The organism is Helicobacter sp. NHP19-012 (genome assembly GCF_019703325.1).
Taxonomy (GTDB): Bacteria; Campylobacterota; Campylobacteria; order Campylobacterales; family Helicobacteraceae; genus Helicobacter; species Helicobacter gastrofelis.
On sequence record NZ_AP024819.1, the window covers coordinates 771,729 to 794,559 of the forward strand.

Below are 22,831 nucleotides of genomic sequence, written 5' to 3' on the forward strand. Positions count from 1 at the left end.
GCTCCCTAAAGTTTGATCACAGATTGTCTTTTGATTTCCCCGCTTTTAGTGTGTAGGTAGCCACGCAACAACACTTGGGTGATGTTCCCGCTGGCGTTCAAGCTGGAGTGGTGGCGTTGGTGCTTGGTGGGGTTGTAGGGCTGCCCCACTTCTAGGGGGTCTAGCTTGTAAGGGGTGGCTTTTGCATAGTAGCCAAAGAGGGCATAAAAGATTTCTACAAGAATTTGCGCCCCTTCTTTGTTTTCCTTCAGGGCGTTGTGGGTGTAATCCCACAGCATTTCAATATTCTTGCCCTGCGTGCCGATAGCCAAAAAGGCAAGCGGATCGTTTTCGCTAAAAAGATTGCTCAAACCCTGCTTGAGGCTAGGGGGCAGAGTTAAAAACAATTCATAGGCTTGCACTTGATGCCTTTTTAAGTCTGCTTTTGTGTTTTCTAGCTCTTTTTGTGTGCTCTCCAGCACGCTTTGGCTTTGGTTTAATTCTGCTTGCGCTTTTGCTAGCTTGGCTTGGTTTTCTCTCTCTATTTGTTGCAAGGCTAGTAACTCTTGTTTTAGTTGCGCTAGGGCAGTTTGTTGCTCTTGGATTTGCGCCTTTGCCTCGTTATATTGTTGCCTTGCCTCTTGCTCGGCTCTCTCAACTTGCGTTAAAAGTGTGGTGTCCCTGCGTTTAAGAAGATTTAATAACCATTGAAACATCGCCTCTTGCACCTCGCTATCTTGAAATAATTCTAAAACTTGGGATTTTAAAGGGTTTTGCGCATTTAACGCTTGCGCTTGCTCCATATTTTGCCTTTGCCAAACTTGCCCTTTACCTTGCTCTAGCGTTTGCCCCTGCAAATTTGTATCTTGCGCCCCTTGTGCGCTTGCTAAACCACCTAGCCCGCCCTCTTGGGAGTCTCTTTGTATCTGTGTTAAATCGTCATTTTTGCTCATATTCACCTTTCTTACTTGTACCCCACAACCCGAATTCCTCCGATGTTTTCAAGCACCTTTTTGGGGCTATTTTTGGGTTTGGGCGGAGTGAGGGTGGCTTTGTAGTTGGCAATCTCTTTTAAAATATTTGTCCCTGTGATGCCTAAAATCTCATTGCGTAAGCATTGCGCCTCTTTTAAAGAAGTGCGCTCGTTGCCATGCGCGCTCTTGTTGCGGACAGAGCGGAAAATTTCAATCACCTCTAAAAGGCTCTTAGATAAGAATACACGCACCGGGCTAGGGAGCAAATCTAAAAGGGGCTGTTGGAGGCTGGGCAAGGCGATGATGTTTTTGTAGTCGGCTAAGACGGGCTTGTCTTTGTAGTCATCGCTTAAGATTTGACCCAGAGGGGTATTCTCCTTTTTAGAGTGGGAGAAGTAGCGCATTTCTAGGATTTTAGGGTTGTTTTGGGCTAAAAAGCGCACTAAATCCTTAAACAAAGCATAGGCTTCTTGCTCTAAGATTTTAGAATACCTGAGCGCGATGGGTCCAAAGTCATAGAGGGGGTCTTGTTTGTTCTTTTGATACTCCATTTCGGCATAAATGACATTGTCTAGGCTGGCGTGGTGGAGCTTGTAGGCAGTAGCCCCAAAGTTGAGCTCAATCAAGCGCTCTTTGAGCTCTAAAAACTCCGCGCTTTTAAAGACATTTGGGTAGTGTTTTTTGGGGTCTTCAAAGTAATTGATCTCTTTTTTCATCTCTATGGCGAGTGGGTAATCGTAATCATTGCCATAAATTCTAAAGGTGTGGTTGTTATGATCGGGCGTGGTGAAGTTGGGTAGGTAGCGATCGCGCACAGCGGTAAAATCGTTGCGCTCTAGTTCGCGCATGTCTGTGATGATGAACCACGCCTCCACGCTGTTAAACTTTCTATCTTTGTTAAAATAATACTCGGGTGCGCTCACACCTTCTAAATCCTCTCGCACCGCCTCCACTTTTGCCACGAATAAGCTAGCGAAATCAGTTAAAAAGAGTTGTAAAAAATCCTTAGAATTAGTGCTTTGGTAAATGCGCTCTAAAGTTTCGGGGTGTTTGTGCTCTTGGTCTTTGCTCTTGGGGCGGATTTTGCCAAAGGCGACTTTGCCCTTTTCTTTCAGTATTGCTAAGTGTAGCTCAATGACATTTTCTTGGTAAAAGGGATTGTAAAGAATTAAAAGATTTTGGATCATTTTTTAAACACCTTGAATATTTGATCAAATAAATTTAAAGGAACCTTTTGCATTTGTTGCCCACACTTGGGGCAAGTTGTTGTCATTTTGGCTAAGTCTAGAGCGCTTAGGGCATCGCTCTTAAAAGCCACAATCTTAGAAAACCCACAAGGGCATTTGAGTTTATAAGGCTTAGGGGGTAGAGGCATTGGTCTTGCTCCTTTTTTCGTAGTCTTTGAGTGTAACAGAGACTTGAGTGCTAAAGCAAGCACCCAGCTTAGGTCTAATTAGGCTAGGATACTAGGAATTACTTGGTTAGTAACCTTTCCTCTGACTAACTCTTCTTTCTTGCTCTCCACAAATTTAGAGAAGATACTAGGCAAGATAGACAAGAGTGTACTTAGGATTGTACCCACTAATGGGTTAATTGTAAAGCCCAAACACCCCAAAGTTTGCAGAACTACTGCCTCTAAAGAAGCTAGGGCAAGATTGGAGAAAAACCCTGTTTTGCCTTCTTGCTTGCTCTCTAAAGCCCGCATCGCAGCGAAACAACTGCTCTCTACAAAACTCTTTAGATGATCTGCCCAAGTGTTGAGATTATCCGCTTCACAATGCCATGCACACTCACCTGAAAGTCTTCAATGATGTGTTGGTTGATCCCAATGAGTTTTTGATTTCAGCTAATAACACGGGGCGGGTGATGTTATTGATTTCTCTTTCAAAATTCCCTCCTTGTAAGACAATTTGCACAAGATTGACATTGCCCTCCAACGCCTGTCTGACCTCTGTTAATCCCCTCTAGGTTATGATTGGCATAACGGCTTTGTGTTTGTTCTAGAGCCTGTTGTCTCTGTGTTTCAATCTGAGCCATTCCCCCTTGTAAGTTTTGGATTAGGGTTTGATTCTCTTTTTGATTGCTATGTAGCCCCCTTAGTTCTGTTTGCAATTGTAATCGCATCTCTGTGTAAAGCAATTCTAAGTGTACATGAAAAATGCGCCTGAAGCATTTCACTATCGATATGCCCTAACATCTAATTGAGAACAACCCTGCCATTGTGATCGTCTAAAAACTCTAGGGATTCTTGGGTGCTGAAATGCAGACTTAGCTAGTCTGAGATCGCTTGTTTAATCTCTTCTAAGTCGCTGGGAGCGACTAAATTAGTCTTACTAAGGCTGACTGAATTGTTTATTAGCTCGTTAGCTCGCTCAATGCCTTTTAATTCACACAGAAAACTTTGGGCAATGATCTTCTCTATGGCAGAGCAAACAAGGGCGATGAAGTGTACCCCCTCAACCCCATATCTTAAAAGGGCTTTATTGTGGCTTCAATAGGAGCGTTGTAACTAGGCATATCCATTTAATGTTGCGCTTAAGTGGCTACCAAGTCACGATGCATCGAGGCTACCAAGCCGCCCACTTTGGCGCGCCTAATCCCAAATTCGCCCCCAGCACCCAAGTCACAGCTACTTAATGACCTCCATCAGTTACGATTTGTAAATTTAAACACCCTTTAAAATTCAAAAAAAGCCATTAAAGACCGGCATGCATCAAGTAGCGTCTAGAAAACTTTTCTAAACTAAAAGGGATTTGTTTTAAAGCTTTGCAAACCCCGACTTTAATGATGGGCTCGCTGTAAAAATAGCCCTGTTCTTGGCCATTTTGAAAAAACCGCCCAAAGGGATCGACCATTAAATAAGATTGCGTCATCTCATCGTTATTTTCAGAGCTGATGATCGAGGCGAATTGTTGGTGTCTGTCTAAAAATGCCTGAAACTCCCCATCGCTGATTGCCAAGCGTTTATCCAGGATGGGGAGCATTTTAAAAATCTTCCACTTGCTGGGTTTGACATCTTGGATAAAATCCCCAAGGTATTCTCCTTGGTTGTGTAAATTCACCACCGTGTTGATTTTCACTTGTATTTTGGGGTTATGTGTGCGGATAGAAGCAATGTGTGCCTTCATTTTTGCAACATCCATCGCCTGTTTCTTGGTGCAACGGCCAATGGCGGTGTTGGTGGCGGTGTTTAAAGAATCCACGCTAAAGCCAATGGTTTCAAAATGGGTGGCGATGAGGTTGTTTAGATGCTGATCTAACAGGCTTGCATTGGTGATGGCAGACAAATGCATTTTTCTAGCTTTGGCTTCTTGGATGATGTTTAAAAGATCCCTAGGGTATAAAAATATCTCACCGCCCACCAAATTGAGACGCAAGGTCTTAAAGTTAAGCAAAACAGGCAATTGTGCCACTTCATCCAATAGAAGACGCACTTTTGCGGGGGTATGCAAGAGCTCTTTTTGTTCTCTTTTCTGCCATTTTGCAAAACAATACTGACACTGGAAATTACAGGCTTCTGTGATGTGCCAATTGAGGGTGAAGGTATCCATGCAAACAACCTTTAATGTTTCTATTGGCGTAACTTTAGGACTCTATGCCAAAAAAATAAACTAAGATTTAACATGACAACCAAATGATACACAATTGCTAAAACCTCCCCCCCATTTAAGCACCCCTTAAGCTTCAAAATCCTATAATCGCACTTTGCCAAAGTTTAAAGCGGTTTAAAAATCCAAAGGTTGAAAAGCCCAAGCGGTTTTAAAAAAGCACTTAAACTTAACGCAACGATCTTTGACATTTAAGCAAGAGAGTCTTGAAGCCAAATTTTTGTTTTTAAATTTTGTTTTGGCTTTTAAGAACTCTAGTTATTGACACAACTTAGTCTTAACAGAGTAATCTTTAAGTGCTTATAGAGAAATCTATCAAGCACAGAGCCAGTTTAGGATAAACTTAACTTTATGGAGAGTTTGATCCTGGCTCAGAGTGAACGCTGGCGGCGTGCCTAATACATGCAAGTCGAACGATGAAGCCTAGCTTGCTAGGTGGATTAGTGGCGCACGGGTGAGTAACGCATAGATGACATGCCCTTTAGTTTGGGATAGCCACTAGAAATGGTGATTAATACCAAATATTACCCTACGGGGGAAAGATTTATCGCTAAAGGATTGGTCTATGTCCTATCAGCTTGTTGGTGAGGTAAAGGCTCACCAAGGCAATGACGGGTATCCGGCCTGAGAGGGTGAACGGACACACTGGAACTGAGACACGGTCCAGACTCCTACGGGAGGCAGCAGTAGGGAATATTGCTCAATGGGCGCAAGCCTGAAGCAGCAACGCCGCGTGGAGGATGAAGGTTTTAGGATTGTAAACTCCTTTTGTGAGAGAAGATAATGACGGTATCTCACGAATAAGCACCGGCTAACTCCGTGCCAGCAGCCGCGGTAATACGGAGGGTGCAAGCGTTACTCGGAATCACTGGGCGTAAAGAGTGCGTAGGCGGGGTTGTAAGTCAGGTGTGAAATCCTATGGCTTAACCATAGAACTGCATTTGAAACTACAACCCTAGAGTGTGGGAGAGGTAGGTGGAATTCTTGGTGTAGGGGTAAAATCCGTAGAGATCAAGAGGAATACTCATTGCGAAGGCGACCTGCTGGAACAATACTGACGCTGATTGCACGAAAGCGTGGGGAGCAAACAGGATTAGATACCCTGGTAGTCCACGCCCTAAACGATGGATGCTAGTTGTTGGGGGGCTTTGTCCTCCCAGTAATGCAGCTAACGCCTTAAGCATCCCGCCTGGGGAGTACGGTCGCAAGATTAAAACTCAAAGGAATAGACGGGGACCCGCACAAGCGGTGGAGCATGTGGTTTAATTCGAAGATACACGAAGAACCTTACCTAGGCTTGACATTGAAGGAATCTGCTAGAAATAGTGGAGTGCCTAGCTTGCTAGGCCCTGAAAACAGGTGCTGCACGGCTGTCGTCAGCTCGTGTCGTGAGATGTTGGGTTAAGTCCCGCAACGAGCGCAACCCTCTTTCTTAGTTGCTAACAGGTAGTGCTGAGCTCTCTAAGAAGACTGCCTGCGTAAGCAGGAGGAAGGTGAGGACGACGTCAAGTCATCATGGCCCTTACGCCTAGGGCTACACACGTGCTACAATGGGATGCACAAAGAGATGCAATGCTGCGAAGCTGAGCCAATCTTAAAAACATCTCTCAGTTCGGATTGTAGGCTGCAACTCGCCTGCATGAAGCTGGAATCGCTAGTAATCGCAAATCAGCCATGTTGCGGTGAATACGTTCCCGGGTCTTGTACTCACCGCCCGTCACACCATGGGAGTTGTGTTTGCCTTAAGTCAGGATGCTAAAGTAGCTACTGCCCACGGCACACACAGCGACTGGGGTGAAGTCGTAACAAGGTAACCGTAGGTGAACCTGCGGTTGGATCACCTCCTTTCTTAGAGAACCCCTTTAAGACTTCGTTGTCTTAAGGACAAGGCTCAAGGCTCTCTTGCTTAGGTGTTAGGGTTTGTTTAAATTCTCCCTCATTAAATTTTTGTTAGAATAGCCCTTATCTTTGATTTAAAGGTTTTGCTATGGGGCAAAAAGAGCTATTGCAAGAGTTTGTGAGCCTTAAAGAGAAAAACGAAAGATACATGGGGAATTCTAACACCGCTCCCCAGTATTTCGCTCCCTTAAAGCCCAAATGGGATCAGTGGTTAGAAAACTTGAATCTCCATTACACAACTTACATCAGTTTTTGGGAGCACAACCAACCCACGATCTGTTTTGGACGCAAGGATATTTTAGGCGACGACTATGTCAATGGTCCTATTTTCAAAAAGCAACATGGGGTTTATATTTGGTTAGGTTGTCAGTGGAAAAGGCGTACTTTTAAGTTGCGTATCGGTTGTTCTAATAATTATGGCAACGCTTCTAAACAGAAATGTATGGCTCTAGATAAATTATTCACTTTTGAGAAGGGGGCTTATCAATACAAACATGAAATAAAATACCCTAGCCTAGCCACACTCCAAGAAAATTTTTTATACGACTTTATAGAGTTGGTAAAAGTGTTTAGTGCGGTGCCAAGAGAGGATTTTTATCCAAGTGAGTAAAAGTAGGGCATCCGCCTTAATACTGCGGTTTTAGACAATGCCAAAGACCGGTTAATCCTATAAATTTATGTGCGCAAATTAGGCGATCTTTAAACATCTAAGGGATGCAATACAACCCAAGCTGGGGGTTTTAAGCTCAAAAACCAATAAATGTTTTAAACAGATAATGCCTAATCTCTTTAGCTAAGTCGGGAGATTAGGGTAACACCGCACCTTGAGAAAAAGATTAATCCAGTAAAAACTCTCTTGGAAGTTCTCAAATCTCTAAGGATAATTTAATTTTTTCGCATAAATTTCCAATATCTAAACGATCTTTAGCATTTTTTAAAAGCTTAAATTCCCGTGCTTGACAATCAATGCAGTGCAATAACTCAAAAATGATAGAGTCATTTTTACGGGGAGCGACTAGACACATGCTAGAAAAATGGAACTTAGCACAAGAGAGCACAATAAAAGTATCGTGAAAGCGCAATAAGGGGTTTTTGTTTTTAATGTGTAATTTGATAACATCCCCAAAAGTGATTTGTTTGGCATGCTTGTTTTTATGGGATTCGCTCTGCAAAATAGCTTTCTTCAAGAAATACTCCACAAGAGGTTTTCTATGTGCCGATACAGGTTTATCAATAGATACCTTGCGCAACCCAACACTGAGCCCTGTTTCCATCGCATTGTTTTCTAAAACCTGTGTCTTTGGGACGATCCGCAATTGATCGATCATCACTTCAATCAATTTCCCATGATCATTTATAATATAGTTTTTATGCGAAGAGTATTTTTTACTTTGTTTGTTCTGTGTTGTTTGTGGAAAGGCTAGGAAAAAATCTTTACCTTCATAAATGACAAAGTGTGGGCGTTTTTCTTTTTGTTCATGCCCCTCAGCACATTTATTTCGATACCAAACTAAATCAATAGGCATATTAACATTCCCTATACAAAAGCCCTATTTTATCAAATTTAGCAAACAACGCAAAAAATTTAGAAAGATTAAAGATTTTGAAAGATTTTTAACACCTAAGCAAGAGAGCCTTGAGCCTTGTCCTTAAGACAACGAAGTCTTAAAGGGGTTCTCTAAGAAAGGAGGTGATCCAACCGCAGGTTCACCTACGGTTACCTTGTTACGACTTCACCCCAGTCGCTGTGTGTGCCGTGGGCAGTAGCTACTTTAGCATCCTGACTTAAGGCAAACACAACTCCCATGGTGTGACGGGCGGTGAGTACAAGACCCGGGAACGTATTCACCGCAACATGGCTGATTTGCGATTACTAGCGATTCCAGCTTCATGCAGGCGAGTTGCAGCCTACAATCCGAACTGAGAGATGTTTTTAAGATTGGCTCAGCTTCGCAGCATTGCATCTCTTTGTGCATCCCATTGTAGCACGTGTGTAGCCCTAGGCGTAAGGGCCATGATGACTTGACGTCGTCCTCACCTTCCTCCTGCTTACGCAGGCAGTCTTCTTAGAGAGCTCAGCACTACCTGTTAGCAACTAAGAAAGAGGGTTGCGCTCGTTGCGGGACTTAACCCAACATCTCACGACACGAGCTGACGACAGCCGTGCAGCACCTGTTTTCAGGGCCTAGCAAGCTAGGCACTCCACTATTTCTAGCAGATTCCTTCAATGTCAAGCCTAGGTAAGGTTCTTCGTGTATCTTCGAATTAAACCACATGCTCCACCGCTTGTGCGGGTCCCCGTCTATTCCTTTGAGTTTTAATCTTGCGACCGTACTCCCCAGGCGGGATGCTTAAGGCGTTAGCTGCATTACTGGGAGGACAAAGCCCCCCAACAACTAGCATCCATCGTTTAGGGCGTGGACTACCAGGGTATCTAATCCTGTTTGCTCCCCACGCTTTCGTGCAATCAGCGTCAGTATTGTTCCAGCAGGTCGCCTTCGCAATGAGTATTCCTCTTGATCTCTACGGATTTTACCCCTACACCAAGAATTCCACCTACCTCTCCCACACTCTAGGGTTGTAGTTTCAAATGCAGTTCTATGGTTAAGCCATAGGATTTCACACCTGACTTACAACCCCGCCTACGCACTCTTTACGCCCAGTGATTCCGAGTAACGCTTGCACCCTCCGTATTACCGCGGCTGCTGGCACGGAGTTAGCCGGTGCTTATTCGTGAGATACCGTCATTATCTTCTCTCACAAAAGGAGTTTACAATCCTAAAACCTTCATCCTCCACGCGGCGTTGCTGCTTCAGGCTTGCGCCCATTGAGCAATATTCCCTACTGCTGCCTCCCGTAGGAGTCTGGACCGTGTCTCAGTTCCAGTGTGTCCGTTCACCCTCTCAGGCCGGATACCCGTCATTGCCTTGGTGAGCCTTTACCTCACCAACAAGCTGATAGGACATAGACCAATCCTTTAGCGATAAATCTTTCCCCCGTAGGGTAATATTTGGTATTAATCACCATTTCTAGTGGCTATCCCAAACTAAAGGGCATGTCATCTATGCGTTACTCACCCGTGCGCCACTAATCCACCTAGCAAGCTAGGCTTCATCGTTCGACTTGCATGTATTAGGCACGCCGCCAGCGTTCACTCTGAGCCAGGATCAAACTCTCCATAAAGTTAAGTTTATCCTAAACTGGCTCTGTGCTTGATAGATTTCTCTATAAGCACTTAAAGATTACTCTGTTAAGACTAAGTTGTGTCAATAACTAGAGTTCTTAAAAGCCAAAACAAAATTTAAAAACAAAAATTTGGCTTCAAGACTCTCTTGCTTAAATGTCAAAGATCGTTGCGTTAAGTTTAAGTGCTTTTTTAAAACCGCTTGGGCTTTTCAACCTTTGGATTTTTAAACCGCTTTAAACTTTGGCAAAGTGCGATTATAGGATTTTGAAGCTTAAGGGGTGCTTAAATGGGGGGGAGGTTTTAGCTAGGCTGTTGTTAGCAAGATAAAATGCCCTAAATGCCCTTAAACGGATATATCCAATATTACAGATACATCCTATTATTTTATTTTTATAGGTGCTGTGCTTGCAGTGGGTGCGGTTGTTGGAGTTAAAGACAGAGCGTTCAGAAACCGCTCACCTGGTGCGCCTACACTACAACTAAGTAATGGGTTTTGATCTGCACAACATCGTTGTCCACCTTGAGGGTTTTTAGGTTTGGTAGAGCGTAGGCTCAAAAATATCTACCTTTTATCTGTCCCTTAAATTTAAACTCTTGCTTGTTAGGTAAGAGCGGTTTTAGAGACATCATTCTCTCCTATGATTCCCTATCTCTATCAAACTTTCTCAAGAGCAGTGTATAAAGTCCAATGAGGTGCCCAAATTCTAAAGACATTTGGGCTTCCTGGACTGATATTGTCCGTAGGGAGAGTTTGGTTCTTACTATACATCTCATAGTAGGGATTTTATAGAGTTTAAGCTCCGACGCATTCCCTGCAGGTCTCACGCATCAATCTACCAAAGCGTAACTCTCAACACTTCCTTACCGCAGATACGATGGCTAAGGGTAGGAGCAGGCGGCTTTTAAGACAAGAGTTTTCCCATTTGAGAACAAGACTACCCACACTATGGACAAACTCTTATTTTATCTCCTCTGTGGGCGGTGCGCCTTTGGAAGTGATCAAGCAATACATTGCTAACCAACAAAACTCTGAAAGACCTAAGCAAAAGAACAAGTGGAAAGACTATGTTAATCGCCTACAAGCAGAAACTCTACAATTCAAGCAAAAATAAGCACATCGGCAAACTTCTGCGCCTCTATAGCATTGCTACAATCATTGCATTGCTTTGCATAAGAGGTATTATGGGCTTTTAAAAAGTATTTAAAACTCTACACCCTGCAAAAGCACATCATAAAGCTAAAGAAAACAACACACTTTGCCTTTTTAAAAACTCTAGGCTCTCAAACCTTGCAGGAGTTAGTAGAAAGGATAGACAAAGCCTATCAAAAGTTTTTTAAAAAACAGGGCAGACCACCTAGATTTAAAAAGACAACCCTATATCAATCTTTCACATTCAAGGGCAAGACAGGCTATAAGATCCAAGACAACATTATTTCTTTTAATGGCTATGTTTTTAAGTTTGTCAAGACCTACAACCTTGTAGGTAAACCCAAGACTTTAACCGTTAAAAGAGATAATCTAGGCGATTATTTCTTGTGCTTGGTGTGTGAAGTGGCGGATACTCCCAAGCCCGCAGGCGGTAATAGTGTGGAGCTTGACTTTGGGTCAAAAACCTTTCTCACATGCTCTAATGGCACACAAATCCCATCGCCTTTATTTTTCTCTAAAGTCTTGCCTTCGATAAAATCTTGCTCTAAATCTCTATCTAAAAAGAAAAGGGGTAGCCATAGACGCTTAAAAGCCAAGATTAGGCTAGCCAAGCTACACAGAAAAATCAAAAATCTTAAAGCTGATTTTTTCTATAAACTCGCCAATAGTCTTGCTAGACAATACGCCACAATTTTCATTGAAGACTTGAATATAAAGGCTATGGCTAGACTTTGGGGGCGTAAAATTAATGATTTAGGCTTTGGTGAATTTGTGGCTATCTTGGAGAGAAAAACCCAAGTGGTTAAGATAGGTTTCATCAAAAGCGATGCTTTTGTTCCTAGCTCTAAGACCTGCTCTATCTGTGGGGCACTCAAAGAGGATTTAAGCCTAAAAGATAAGGTTTTTCATTGCCCCTCTTGTGGGCTTTCCTTGGATGGAGATTTAAATACAAGCATCAATATACACAGAGAACGGGCTCACTCTTGGAGGAGAGGCTGTAAGACATGCCTACATGCAAGCCTTGATGATCCCAGAATCCCCTAGTTTGGCTATGGGGGTATGTCAATAGGCTTTCAAGGGTTTAACCCCATTCCAAAACCTGTAAATCTCATTCTCGCCTCTTTTAAGGCTACGTAGATGAATGTTTTAACAAAAGAATCGCCACTACACACATGTAAAACGTTCGTGCACAATCCCTTAAAACGCTCAAAATCACTATTCACAATTTTTTTATTATCTCAAAAATCTATTTTTTGACAAAATTTGAAATTTTTCGTTTAAATGTGGCGTTTCGTGGTGGACTTCGCCCAGCGTTGGCGTTCGGGCGACCAAAACGATAAATTTGCCACCACACGCCAACCGTTTGTCGTAAGTGCGAAGCACCGCCAAACCACATGCACGCACGCCTTGTAAGTGTATCACACATTCACGAACCCCATAAGATAGGGATGTCCCCAAATCATTAAGTAGGTCTCCCCTGATTTTTCCTCAGGAAACTCCATTTTGAGGATTTTACTTAATAACTTACTTGCAACTTCTCTCAATGATGAGAAAAATTAGAGGGATTTTTGGAGTTGAAATAGGGGTTTTTGAGAAGTTTTGAAAGGGCTTAAAATCTTAAAGAAAAGTGATATTAAAAGTAATTTAAGAAACAATACTAAACAACGAGAAACAAGGTAAAATGATGATTGAATTAAAGAAGTGTGGATCGCTTTAATGACACCGATCTGCAGACTCTTGAATTTTTTGCAAACATATGACTTTGTGTAGTGAGTGACTTTAAAGAAAACGATCAATAGATGTCCATGACATCTCATTGCAAATGCTATTGGTTTATTGATCCGTGAAACAAACGAGCAAGATTTCATACAACAAAATTATCTGCATTGTGTAGTGCAGTTTTTAACTGCGCTATGAATTATTATTTGTTAAGCATGGTGTTATGTGTAGTTTACACAGCCAAAAGCCGCTATGGACTTCTAACACCACACAGAGCAAGCATTGAAAGAAACTAGCTGGAGAGTTTAGGACATCCTCCAAGCAAAATCCACAGCGATTAGACTCCTAGGCTCTTCCTATGCCGCTCTCTTATATTTTTTCGCAAACACTTATACAAAACTGTGCCTAAACCCAAAAATGGGTCTAGGACACAGAAAGTATTTTTGGCGCACTTGTCTAAAATGGTCTGCATAAATTGGGGAGAGAACTAGCCATTCCAAAAACCCCTAGTCTTTGGCTAACTAAGCCCTTTATGCACTTTTTGCTGTAAAATACCCCCTTCATTCAAGTGTAAGGATGGCTTTTGGATTTACAAGCACGGCGTTGGCAAGCGTTTAAGGCAAACAAACGGGCGTTTTGGGCGTTGGTGGTGTTTGTGGTGTTGTTTGTGCTCTCTTTGGGAGCGGAGCTTTGGGTGAATGACAAGCCCCTTTTCATCTATAAGGATCATAAGGCTTACTACCCCATTTTCAAAGACTACCCCGAAACCGCCTTTGGGGGGGATTTTTACACCAGCGCAGACTACACTGATCCTTATGTCAAAAACCACCTACTCAAAAACGCCTTTGTGCTTTGGCCCTTAATCCCCTACTCTTACGACACCATTATTATGGACTTAAAACAGCCCGCCCCCACCCCGCCAAGCCTAAAGCACCTACTAGGCACAGACGACCAAGCCCGCGATGTGTTGGCTCGCCTTGTTTATGGCTACCGCATTTCGATTTTATTCGGGCTGATTTTAAGTGTCTTTAGTGTGGGGCTAGGCGTGGCGATTGGGGCACTTCAGGGCTATTATGGGGGGCTCATAGACCTACTAGGGCAACGCTTCATAGAGATTTGGAGTGCGATCCCCATGCTCTTTTTGCTCATCATCCTCTCTAACATGTTTAGCCCGAATTTTTGGTGGCTCTTGGGGCTTGTGTTGGCGTTTTCGTGGATGGGGCTAGCACAAGTGGTGCGGACAGAGTTTTTAAGGGGACGCAACATGGACTATGTCAAGGCTTCTTATGCGTTGGGGGTGGGGGATATGCGGGTGATCTTTTACCACATTTTGCCTAACGCTTTAGTCGCCACAATCACTTACTTACCCTTTGTCATGGCGGGCAGTATCGGCACTTTGGTAAGCCTTGACTTTCTAGGCTTTGGCATGCCTGTTGGCAGTGCCAGCCTAGGCGAACTCTTAAATCAAGGCAAGAACAACCTTTACGCCCCACATTTAGCCTTAGTGGGCTTTTTTGCCACCGCCTTACTGCTTTCTATCTTAGTCTTTATCGGGGAGGGGGTAAGAGATGCCTTCAGTGGAGCAAAATAACCCCCTACTACGGCTTGAAAAATTAAACGCCCGTGTGGGGGCGAATTTCTTACTCAAAGACTTAGATTTGGTGGTGGGCGTGGGGCAAAGGGTGGCGTTAGTGGGCGAGAGTGGGAGTGGTAAAAGCTCATTAGCCAGTTTGATTTTACGCTTAAGCACACATATTCAGCCCATTAGCGGGCGCATTGTCTTTAAGGGGCAGGATTTATTGCACTTAAGCCCAAAGGCACTGCGTGCTCTAAGGGGGCAACACATCGGCTACATCGCCCAAGAGCCCCTAAGTGCGCTAAACCCCCTACATAAAATCCAAAAGCAAATCCTAGAGGCTTTATATCTGCACGCCAAGCCCAGCAAGCAAGAGGCGCACGAACGTCTAGAGGCGGTCATGGCACAAGTGGGGCTGTCTATGGACTTGTGCCAACGATACCCCTATGAGCTCAGTGGTGGGCAAAACCAAAGGGTCGCCCTAGCCATGGCTTTAATCAACCGCCCCAAACTTTTAATCTGCGATGAGCCCACCACCGCCCTAGACGCACAGGTGCAACTGCAGATTTTAGAATTGCTAAAAGCTTTAAGCGTGCAAGAGCAAATGGCGCTCTTATTCATCAGCCACGATTTGGGGGCGGTGGGCTTACTCGCCGACTCGGTCTATGTCCTGCAACAAGGGCAAATTTGCGAGCACAACGCCACCAAAGAGCTTTTTAACGCCCCCAAGCACCCCTACACGCAAATGCTCTTAGGGGCTAGAAAGCTTGAAAAAAAGCGCACCAAAGCCCTAGGTCAGCCGACTTTAAGCGTGCAAGATTTTGGCGTGTTTTACACGAGAAACCAATTCTTTAAAAAAGACATTTTTGAGGCGATTAGGGGGGTTAATTTTAACTTACGGCAACAAGAGACGCTAGGGATCATTGGGCAGAGCGGAAGCGGAAAGAGCTCTTTAGCTCTAGGTTTGTTGAAACTTGCCCAAAGCACGGGTGCGCAGGTTTTAATGGGGCAGAGTGTGGGGGGGTTACAACGCCAAAGCTTTAAACCTTATCGCAAGTCCTTACAAATGGTGTTTCAAAACCCCTATGCGTCTTTAAACCCACGCTGGAGCGTGCAAGAGATTTTATTAGAGGCGTTTGTGGGGGCAGGGCTTAAGGTGGATATAAGGAAAGCACAAGAAAGTTTAGAGGCAGTGGGGCTAGAGGCAAAGTATTTAAACGCCTACCCTTTTGAGCTGAGCGGTGGGCAGCGCCAAAGGGTGGCGATTGCAAGGGCGATACTCACCCGCCCGCAGGTGGTGATCATGGACGAGCCCACTTCGGCGTTAGACAAGAGCCTACAAAAGGTGGTCTTGGCTCTGCTTTTGGAGTTGCAAGAGAAGTTGCAATTAAGCTATCTCTTCATCAGCCACGATTTAGATGTCATTGAGTGCATGTGCGACTCGGTGCTGGTGGTGCATAAGGGTGCGGTGGTGGAGAGTGGGGCGGTAGCTGAGGTCTTTACAAACCCTAAACACCCCTACACTAAAGAGCTTTTAGACACGAGGTTATAGGGCTTAAGTGGGGGGCTTGGGGGTTATTTTGATGTTTTTTGCAGAGAGTCTATTTGTTGCAATAAATCTTGTACTTCTTGGCTGTAAAGTTCTTGACTATGGATTTTTTCTAGCATTTTAAAACCCGCTTCAATAATGGCAAAAAGCTCCGGTTTAGTGTAACGCCAACGCTGTAGGGTGCGTGTGGTGATTTTAAGAATCCTCGCCTTATCTCTTTGTGTGTATTTAAAAGAAGATGCCACGACTCGTCCGTAATGATATTATTTATGAAAATGTATTGACTATTGACTTTAATCCAAACAGCGAAATATAGTCGCTTTTTTATATAAAATTAAGAAATAATTTCGTATAGTGGAACTTCAAATTCAAAGGAGTTAAAATGCATCTTTCGGTCTCTGAGTTGGATTTAGAACCCATTGTCGTCAAAATCATGGACAAAGAAGAGGGGTTGGGCTGGGATTTAGAGTACGCCAAAATGATTGGCGAAGAGTATAAGCGTTTTCTCACCCTTTGTTTAGAAAACAAAGATCAGGCCATCGTGCCCCCCAAAGCTGTCGATGAATTTTGGCACTACCATATCCTAGACACAAGAAAATATGCCAAAGATTGCCAAGAAGTGTTTGGCTACTTTTTGCACCACTTCCCTTATTTTGGCATGCGTGGCAGTCAAGACGCGCAAAATCTCCAAAACTCTTGGAAAGCCACTTGCGAAAAATACATTGCCCGTTTTGGTGCGCCTTCCGCGTTCGTGCAAGAAAATGTTTGGCGCGCTACGGGTAGATGCCCTAATTGCGGTCGTCAAGGGGATGAGGGCGTGTTTAGCGAGACGCGCCCCACACTCAAAGAAGCCATTTAATTTTTTATGGAGGGGGTTTCACACAAATTTTTATGCCCTATGTTGAGGTTCTGTCGTCATGTCTTGTGTTGTAGAGCAAGTTCTATTTTAGCCACTTGGGGCGGCTTGCTTGACTTCTTAAAAATTTCGTGCTAAAATTGCAACTTTTATGCGGGAATAGCTCAGTGGTAGAGCACGACCTTGCCAAGGTCGGGGCCGCGGGTTCGATCCCCGTTTCCCGCTCCATAATTTTAAAATAAACACCAAAGGGACTCTCTGATGTTGCGCTTTGCTAAGCTTTCAAGTGTGTGTGTGTGGGCGTTTTAATTAGCGGCTGTGCTTCACCTCTTCCTATGGGAGGTTTGGTTACCAGCGTAAAGCTTCCAGTTTCCGGGAATGATGTGCGATACTCCAAAGAAGGGCATGCTAGCTGTGTGAGTATTCTCAGTATTTTTGCCGTTGGTGATTGTTCTGTAGGGAGGGCAGCTAGAAATGGTGGTGTCGTTAAGATCAAGATGGTGGATCGCAAAGCGTTTAATTTCTTGGGTCTTTTTGGTAAATATACAACAATCGTTCAGGGAGATTAGAAAACTAATCTTAAGCTAGCCTAGGCTAGTCTCTAACAAAATCAACCTAGGCTCTTAAGCCTAGGCTTTAGCCCAGGTGGTGGAATAGGTAGACACAAGGGACTTAAAATCCCTCGGTAGCAATACCGTGCCGGTTCAAGTCCGGCTTTGGGCACCAGCGGCGACGTAGCCAAGTGGTAAGGCATGGGTCTGCAAAACCTTGATTCCCCGGTTCAAATCCGGGCGTCGCCTCCAAACTTGTTTTTGCTTAACTTCTCTACACAAACGGGAGATGGCTGAGTGGTTGAAAGCGGCGGTCTTGAAAACCGTTGAGGGTAAAACCTCCGGGGGTTCGAATCCCTCTCTCCCGGCCACTCTTACCGATAGGATTTCATGGGTCATTCTGTTTATAGTCTAGCCGTCCCCCTTTGTGTCATTTTTATGGTCATTTTCACCAAGCGCGTTGCCCTTTCGCTCTTTAGCGGGATTGTTCTAGGTGGGCTTTTAATCACCGATGGGCGTTTAGGCTCACTTGTTACCTACATTTATTCTAAAATCAGTGCTGTCTTTTACACGCAAAGCCTTAGCGGATTTAGCCCAAACCTTAGCAGCCTCTGCGTCTTTGGTTTTTTAATCACCCTAGGGGTGCTAAGCCAAGTGATTGCCAGCTCAGGGGCGATCAATTCCTTCGTGCATTGGGCGAAAAACTATGTCAAAAGTGCTAGGCAGGCTGAGGGCGTGGCACTCTTTGCTGGGTTGGTGATTTTCATTGACGATTACTTTAATGCCCTCATTGTGGGGCAAATCAGCCGCTCTTTAAGCGATATGCATAAGTCTAGCCGCGAGAGATTAGCCTATATCATCGACTCCACCTCTGCGCCCGTGTGCCTTCTTATGCCCATTTCTAGCTGGGGGGCGTATATCGTGGGGGTCATGCAAAATGAAGGCTCGCCCTTGCTGAAAGATAGCTTTGCCCTACTCTTAGCCAGCATAGGGAGCAATTATTACGCGTGGTTTGCCTTGTTTGCGGTGTTCTTAGCCATTGTATGGCAAATCAATTTACCCGCCATGCAAAAATACCAAAATGTAGGCGTGCAGGACTTGCAAATGCCCGCTAAAGAGGGACAAAGTGCGCCCGTATCCTTACTCATCACCAGCATTGTGAGCTTGATTGTCAGCATCACGGCTTTAATGTTTTACACGGGCTACACCCACAGCCAAAGCAAGGCGATTTTAGACATTTTAAAGCACATCGACAGCGCATTTTCTCTCTTTGTGGGAGGCTTGTTTTCTTTAGGGTTGTGTGGGCTTTTAGCCCGCCCCTACTTGCCTAAACACTCTTTCTTAGGGTTATGCAAGAAGGGTTTTTACAGCATGGCGGGCGCGATTTGGGTCTTGGTTTTAGCGTGGGCGATCGGTCCTATGATTAGAGATGACTTGCAAACGGGGGTGTATTTAGCCAGCTTATTGCAACACTTTGAGGGCGTGTTTTTACTCATCCCCTTGTTGCTCTTTTTGATCTCGGGCTTCATCGCCTTTACCACCGGCACGAGTTGGGGGGCGTTTGCGATCATGCTGCCCATTGGGGCGGGCATGGTGAGCGTGGTCGGGGGGGACATTGTCTTGGTGCTTTCTGCGATCTTATCCGGGGCAGTCTATGGCGATCACGCCTCGCCCATCTCAGACACCACGATTTTATCGGCTACGGGGGCGGGCTGCAGCGTGCAAAGCCACTTTTTAACCCAGCTACCCTACGCTACACTCACCGCCTTTTGCGCCATGCTTGCCTTTTTGGTGGCAAGCATTACGCTCTCTAAAGCCATAGGCTTTCTTTTTGGGCTCGCCTTGCTTGCGGGTCTGTTTTACTTCTTAAAAACCTTGTTTAAGTAATGTTTACTGATGTATTTTTCTTGTGTAACTTCTATCCTAACCTAAAGAAAGGCCATAGCCTAAGCATGTAAACCACCCACCCACTAAAGACAAGTGGGCTTCTTGTTTAAAAAGCGTTCTGTCGCAGTGCATTTTAGCAACACTTCTAAAGTATAAAAAGTTCGTGCAAAATACTAAAAACACCGCTAAATGTTTCTTAGCACCACATCTGTTACACATGAACACATTTTACATTCTAAGGGGCAAACTTAAGCCCATTAATATTTGGATTGCTGTATCATTAAGCCCTCATCTTAAGATTAGGGGATTTCATGCTAGAGTCTCACGATACACTCTTTCACAACATATCCAACCGCTTAGAAAGTTTAATGCCCTTGAGTGCCCACAATGCCGATAAAGACATCCACGAAGAAATGGAAAAAAACGGCATTGAGCGGCGCGACTTCATCAAATGGGCGGGGGCGATGACCGCCACTTTCGCCCTGCCTGCCAGCTTCACGCCCCTAACGGCTAAAGCCGTGGAGGTGGCCAACCGCTTGCCCGTAATTTGGCTACACATGGCCGAATGTACGGGCTGCAGCGAGAGCCTCCTTAGGAGCGAAGACCCCAGCATTGACAGCGTGATCTTTGATTACATCAATTTGGAATACCACGAAACGATCATGGTTGCCAGCGGACACCAGGCGGATTTGAGTCTAGAACAAGCCATTGAAAAGCATAAGGGCAATTATGTTTTGATGGTGGAGGGGGGGATTCCTAAGGGCACAGAATACTTTTTAACGATGGGTGCACAGGCACGCACGGGGGCCCAGGAGTGTATCCATGCGGCCAAGCACGCTAAAGCGATCTTTGCCATTGGAACATGCTCTAGCTTTGGAGGGGTGCAAGCGGCTTACCCCAACCCCTCAAATGCGCAGTCTTTAGACAAAATCATTTCTCAGCCCATCGTCAATGTCCCCGGCTGCCCGCCTAGTGAAAAAAACATCGTGGGCAACATCATTTACTTCATCATGTTTGGCACGCTCCCACGCTTAGACGCTTACAACCGCCCCACTTGGGCCTATGGACACCGTGTGCACGACCTTTGTGAAAGACGGGGGCATTTTGACGCAGGCGAGTTCGTGCAGCACTTTGGGGATGAAAACGCCAAAAACGGTTTTTGTCTGTATAAAGTGGGCTGCAAGGGCCCCTACACCTTCAACAACTGCTCAAAACTACGCTTCAACTCCCACACTTCTTGGCCTATCCAAGCCGGGCATGGCTGCATTGGTTGCTCTGAGCCCAACTTTTGGGACACCATGAGCCCCTTTGAAGAACCCATTTCTAACCGCTTGATTGTGCCCGTTACGACTGCTTTTGGAGGAGCGGGGGCGGACAAGGTCGCCGACACTGTGGGTGTGGTGGCGCTTAGCGCAAGTGCGATTGGCATTGCTGCGCACGCTTTGATCTCAGGGCTTAATAAAGACAAGGACGCTTAATGGCTAAGAAAATCATTGTAGACCCGATCACGCGCATTGAGGGGCATTTACGCATTGAGGTGGTGGTGGATGACAACAATGTTATCACGGACGCTTTTTCCTCCTCCACACTCTTTAGGGGGCTTGAAACCATCATCAAACACCGCGACCCAAGAGATGCGGGTTTCATCGCGCAACGCATTTGCGGGGTGTGCACCTATTCACACTACAAGGCGGGCATCAGTGCTGTAGAAAATGCTTTGGGCATCACACCCCCCCTAAATGCCCAACTCGTGCGCTCTTTAATGAACATCGCGCTCTTGTTGCACGATCATGTGGTGCACTTTTACACCCTGCACGGGCTGGATTGGTGCGACCTACTAAGTGCGCTTAAAGCCGACCCAAAGAAGGCAAGCCAAGTCGCCTTTCATTACAGCGAATACCCGTTAGGCACAGGGGCAGATGAGCTTAAAGAGGTGCAAAAGCGTGTGGGCGATTTTGCCAAACAAGGCGCGCTAGGGCCCTTTAACAATGGCTACTATGGGCACAAGACCTACCACTTAAGCTCTGAGCAAAATTTAATCGTGCTCTCCCATTATTTAAAATTGCTGGCCATCCAACGAGAGGCGGCTAAAATGACCGCCATTTTTGGGGCAAAACAACCGCACCCCCAGAGCTTAACCGTGGGCGGGATCACTTCTGTAATGGATGTGTTAGACCCCACGAGGCTAGCCGAGTGGAAAAGCAAATTTGAAACCGTAAGAGACTTTGTCAATCGGGCTTATTACGCTGACATTGTCATGGCAGCAAGCCAGTTTAACAAAGAGGACAGCGTGTTGCACGGTTGTGGGCTTAAAAACTTCATTGCCTATGAAGAGATCTTGCTTAGCCGGGGCAAGCACCTACTAAGCTCGGGAATTGTGCTGGGTGGCGATTTAAACACCCTACATCCCATCAATGAGGACTTGATCAAAGAAGAGGTGACTCACTCTTGGTATGAATACCACGACACCAAAGAGGTGCAGCTACACCCCTACGATGGGCAGACCAACCCGCACTACACGGGCTTTAAAGATGGCGAGAGTGTGGGTCTTAGTGGCAAATTGGAAAAAAGCAAGGTGCTAGACCCACATAATAAATACTCGTGGATCAAATCCCCCCGCTACGATGGCATGCCTATGGAGGTGGGACCGCTAGCGTCCTTAGCCGTGGGGCTTGCCGCCAAGAATCCCCACACCACTAAAGTGGCGCACCAATTTTTAAAAGACACGGGACTGCCCATTGAGGCGATCTTTAGCACGCTGGGGCGCACGGCGGCGCGCTGTTTGGAGGCAAAAATCTTAGTGGATAATGGGTTGCAAACTTGGGATTCTCTAGTGGAAAATCTCAAATCCGATCAAAGCACTTGCGCCCCCTATGTGATCGACAAGAACAAGGAATACAAAGGGCGTTACATCGGGCAGGTGCCAAGGGGGATGTTAAGCCACTGGGTGCGGATCAAAAATGGCGTGGTGGAAAATTACCAAGCAGTGGTGCCCTCCACTTGGAACGCGGGGGCTAGAGATTCTAAGGGGCAAAAGGGACCCTATGAAATGAGCCTCATTGGCACAAAACTCGCCGATTTAACCCAGCCACTAGAAATCATCCGCACGATCCACTCATTTGATCCTTGCATCGCCTGCTCGGTGCATGTGATGGATTGCAAGGGACAGGATTTTGGGGAGTTTAGGGTCGATCCTAGCTTTGCCCGTTTTGACAAGGGGGGACAACATGGATAGTTACCACAAAACACAAGAGTTTAGCGGACTGGTGCGCTTGTTCCACTGGATTCGGGCGTTGGCAATTTTTGCCTTAATGGGCACAGGCTTTTACATCGCCTACCCTTTCTTAGCCCCCCACTCGAGCGTGTATAAGCACATGGATTTGTTGCAAGCCTACATTAGAAGCACCCACACCATGCTAGGCTTTATCCTCATCGCTATTTGTCTTTTCCGCTTTTATTTGTTCTTTTTTGATCGTAAAAGCCGTGATGAGCGCGTGGCGGTGAAAAATGTCGGCAGTGTGGGGGCGTGGATTTCTCAGCTCAAGGTCTATTTTTGGCTAGGCAAGCCCCAACACACGCAAGGGGCTTACAACCCCATGCAATTCATGGCCTACTTCACCCTTTGCGTCTTGCTGGTGCTTGTGATTTTAAGCGGCTTGGTGCTGTATTACAATGTTTACCACTTGGGGCTAGGTGGGGTGTTGGAGTCTTTGTTTAAGTGGTTTGAAGTGCTGTGCGGGGGGCTGTCTAATGTGCGCTACCTGCACCACTTGGCCACTTGGGGCATTTGTCTATTCATCCCCGTGCACATTTATATGGTTGTTTTCCACTCCATTAAATTCCCCGATGGCGGGGCGGATGTGATGGTGAGCGGCATCCGCTATGTGAAAGATTAG

General features: G+C 45.4%; 16 protein-coding genes, 4 tRNA genes, 2 rRNA genes and 2 pseudogenes. 17 read left to right on the plus strand and 7 right to left on the minus strand.

Annotated elements, in window-relative coordinates:
- Positions 1 to 5: 5 nt before the first annotated feature.
- Genes K6J74_RS03850 through K6J74_RS03860 form a run of 3 tightly spaced genes read right to left on the minus strand, consistent with a single transcriptional unit; the run spans position 6 to position 2,328 of the window.
- A complete protein-coding gene (locus K6J74_RS03850) occupies positions 6 to 932 on the minus strand; it encodes a coiled-coil domain-containing protein (protein ID WP_260321501.1) in 927 nt (308 codons plus the stop codon).
- A gap of 11 nt (positions 933 to 943) precedes the next feature.
- Entirely contained in the window at positions 944 to 2,140 is a 1,197-nt protein-coding gene (locus K6J74_RS03855) for an HP0729 family protein (protein WP_221271028.1), read from the minus strand.
- Positions 2,137 to 2,328 (minus strand): hypothetical protein, encoded by a 192-nt coding sequence (locus tag K6J74_RS03860; protein ID WP_221271029.1) that lies wholly within the window; start codon positions 2,326 to 2,328, stop codon positions 2,137 to 2,139. The genes K6J74_RS03855 and K6J74_RS03860 overlap by 4 nt, the downstream gene beginning before the upstream one ends.
- A gap of 1,151 nt (positions 2,329 to 3,479) precedes the next feature.
- On the opposite strand from K6J74_RS03860, the gene K6J74_RS08545 reads away from it, so the two are divergent.
- Positions 3,480 to 3,590: an outer membrane family protein gene (locus tag K6J74_RS08545; RefSeq protein ID WP_260321502.1), complete on the plus strand. Its 111-nt coding sequence runs from the start codon at positions 3,480 to 3,482 to the stop codon at positions 3,588 to 3,590.
- A 59-nt stretch (positions 3,591 to 3,649) separates the two neighbouring features.
- Here the strand turns inward: K6J74_RS08545 and K6J74_RS03870 are convergent, their stop codons facing one another.
- A complete protein-coding gene (locus tag K6J74_RS03870) occupies positions 3,650 to 4,504 on the minus strand; it encodes a viperin family antiviral radical SAM protein (protein WP_221271030.1) in 855 nt (284 codons plus the stop codon).
- Positions 4,505 to 4,909: 405 nt separating this feature from the next.
- On the opposite strand from K6J74_RS03870, the gene K6J74_RS03875 reads away from it, so the two are divergent.
- Together K6J74_RS03875 and K6J74_RS03880 are read left to right on the plus strand one after the other, a co-directional pair.
- Positions 4,910 to 6,409, plus strand: a 16S ribosomal RNA gene (locus K6J74_RS03875).
- A 139-nt stretch (positions 6,410 to 6,548) separates the two neighbouring features.
- Entirely contained in the window at positions 6,549 to 7,070 is a 522-nt protein-coding gene (locus K6J74_RS03880; RefSeq protein WP_221271031.1) for a hypothetical protein, read from the plus strand.
- Positions 7,071 to 7,326: 256 nt separating this feature from the next.
- Here the strand turns inward: K6J74_RS03880 and K6J74_RS03885 are convergent, their stop codons facing one another.
- Together K6J74_RS03885 and K6J74_RS03890 are read right to left on the minus strand one after the other, a co-directional pair.
- Positions 7,327 to 7,986 carry a hypothetical protein gene (locus K6J74_RS03885; RefSeq protein WP_221271032.1) on the minus strand — a complete coding sequence of 220 codons (660 nt, stop codon included), beginning with the start codon at positions 7,984 to 7,986 and terminating at the stop codon, positions 7,327 to 7,329.
- Between the two features lie 157 nt (positions 7,987 to 8,143).
- Positions 8,144 to 9,643 (minus strand): 16S ribosomal RNA (locus K6J74_RS03890).
- 885 nt (positions 9,644 to 10,528) lie between these two features.
- Here K6J74_RS03890 and K6J74_RS03895 point away from each other — a divergent pair.
- From K6J74_RS03895 to K6J74_RS03910, 4 genes and pseudogenes are all read left to right on the plus strand, one after another.
- Positions 10,529 to 10,759: pseudogene (locus K6J74_RS03895) on the plus strand (IS200/IS605 family transposase); the annotation flags it as partial.
- Positions 10,713 to 11,866: pseudogene (locus K6J74_RS03900) on the plus strand (RNA-guided endonuclease InsQ/TnpB family protein). The pseudogenes K6J74_RS03895 and K6J74_RS03900, both read left to right, overlap by 47 nt.
- Before the next feature lie 1,233 nt (positions 11,867 to 13,099).
- Positions 13,100 to 14,107, plus strand: coding sequence for an ABC transporter permease (locus K6J74_RS03905; protein WP_221271033.1), 1,008 nt, complete (start codon positions 13,100 to 13,102; stop codon positions 14,105 to 14,107).
- Positions 14,085 to 15,644: a dipeptide ABC transporter ATP-binding protein gene (locus tag K6J74_RS03910; protein WP_221271034.1), complete on the plus strand. Its 1,560-nt coding sequence runs from the start codon at positions 14,085 to 14,087 to the stop codon at positions 15,642 to 15,644. Before K6J74_RS03905 ends, K6J74_RS03910 begins: the two co-directional genes overlap by 23 nt.
- Positions 15,645 to 15,667: 23 nt before the next feature.
- On the opposite strand, the gene K6J74_RS03915 is transcribed toward K6J74_RS03910, so the two are convergent.
- On the minus strand, positions 15,668 to 15,886 hold the full coding sequence (locus K6J74_RS03915; RefSeq protein ID WP_104690612.1) for a hypothetical protein: 219 nt from the start codon (positions 15,884 to 15,886) through the stop codon (positions 15,668 to 15,670).
- A gap of 137 nt (positions 15,887 to 16,023) precedes the next feature.
- On the opposite strand from K6J74_RS03915, the gene K6J74_RS03920 reads away from it, so the two are divergent.
- From K6J74_RS03920 to cybH, 10 genes are all read left to right on the plus strand, one after another.
- The gene (locus tag K6J74_RS03920) at positions 16,024 to 16,500 is read left to right on the plus strand and encodes a glycine-rich domain-containing protein (RefSeq protein ID WP_104690611.1); all 477 of its coding nucleotides are present in this window, start codon (positions 16,024 to 16,026) and stop codon (positions 16,498 to 16,500) included.
- Positions 16,501 to 16,650: 150 nt separating this feature from the next.
- Positions 16,651 to 16,725 (plus strand) — tRNA-Gly (locus tag K6J74_RS03925).
- Between the two features lie 107 nt (positions 16,726 to 16,832).
- A complete protein-coding gene (locus K6J74_RS03930; RefSeq protein ID WP_221272580.1) occupies positions 16,833 to 17,066 on the plus strand; it encodes a TRL-like family protein in 234 nt (77 codons plus the stop codon).
- A 70-nt stretch (positions 17,067 to 17,136) separates the two neighbouring features.
- Positions 17,137 to 17,223: transfer RNA gene (locus K6J74_RS03935), tRNA-Leu, on the plus strand.
- A 2-nt stretch (positions 17,224 to 17,225) separates the two neighbouring features.
- A tRNA-Cys gene (locus K6J74_RS03940) sits at positions 17,226 to 17,300 on the plus strand.
- 31 nt (positions 17,301 to 17,331) lie between these two features.
- A tRNA-Ser gene (locus tag K6J74_RS03945) sits at positions 17,332 to 17,419 on the plus strand.
- Between the two features lie 19 nt (positions 17,420 to 17,438).
- Positions 17,439 to 18,935: a Na+/H+ antiporter NhaC family protein gene (locus K6J74_RS03950; protein WP_221271035.1), complete on the plus strand. Its 1,497-nt coding sequence runs from the start codon at positions 17,439 to 17,441 to the stop codon at positions 18,933 to 18,935.
- Between the two features lie 368 nt (positions 18,936 to 19,303).
- Positions 19,304 to 20,413: a hydrogenase small subunit gene (locus K6J74_RS03955; protein ID WP_430886794.1), complete on the plus strand. Its 1,110-nt coding sequence runs from the start codon at positions 19,304 to 19,306 to the stop codon at positions 20,411 to 20,413.
- A complete protein-coding gene (locus K6J74_RS03960; RefSeq protein ID WP_221271037.1) occupies positions 20,413 to 22,170 on the plus strand; it encodes a nickel-dependent hydrogenase large subunit in 1,758 nt (585 codons plus the stop codon). Before K6J74_RS03955 ends, K6J74_RS03960 begins: the two co-directional genes overlap by 1 nt.
- A complete protein-coding gene (gene cybH, locus K6J74_RS03965; protein WP_221271038.1) occupies positions 22,163 to 22,831 on the plus strand; it encodes a Ni/Fe-hydrogenase, b-type cytochrome subunit in 669 nt (222 codons plus the stop codon). The genes K6J74_RS03960 and cybH overlap by 8 nt, the downstream gene beginning before the upstream one ends.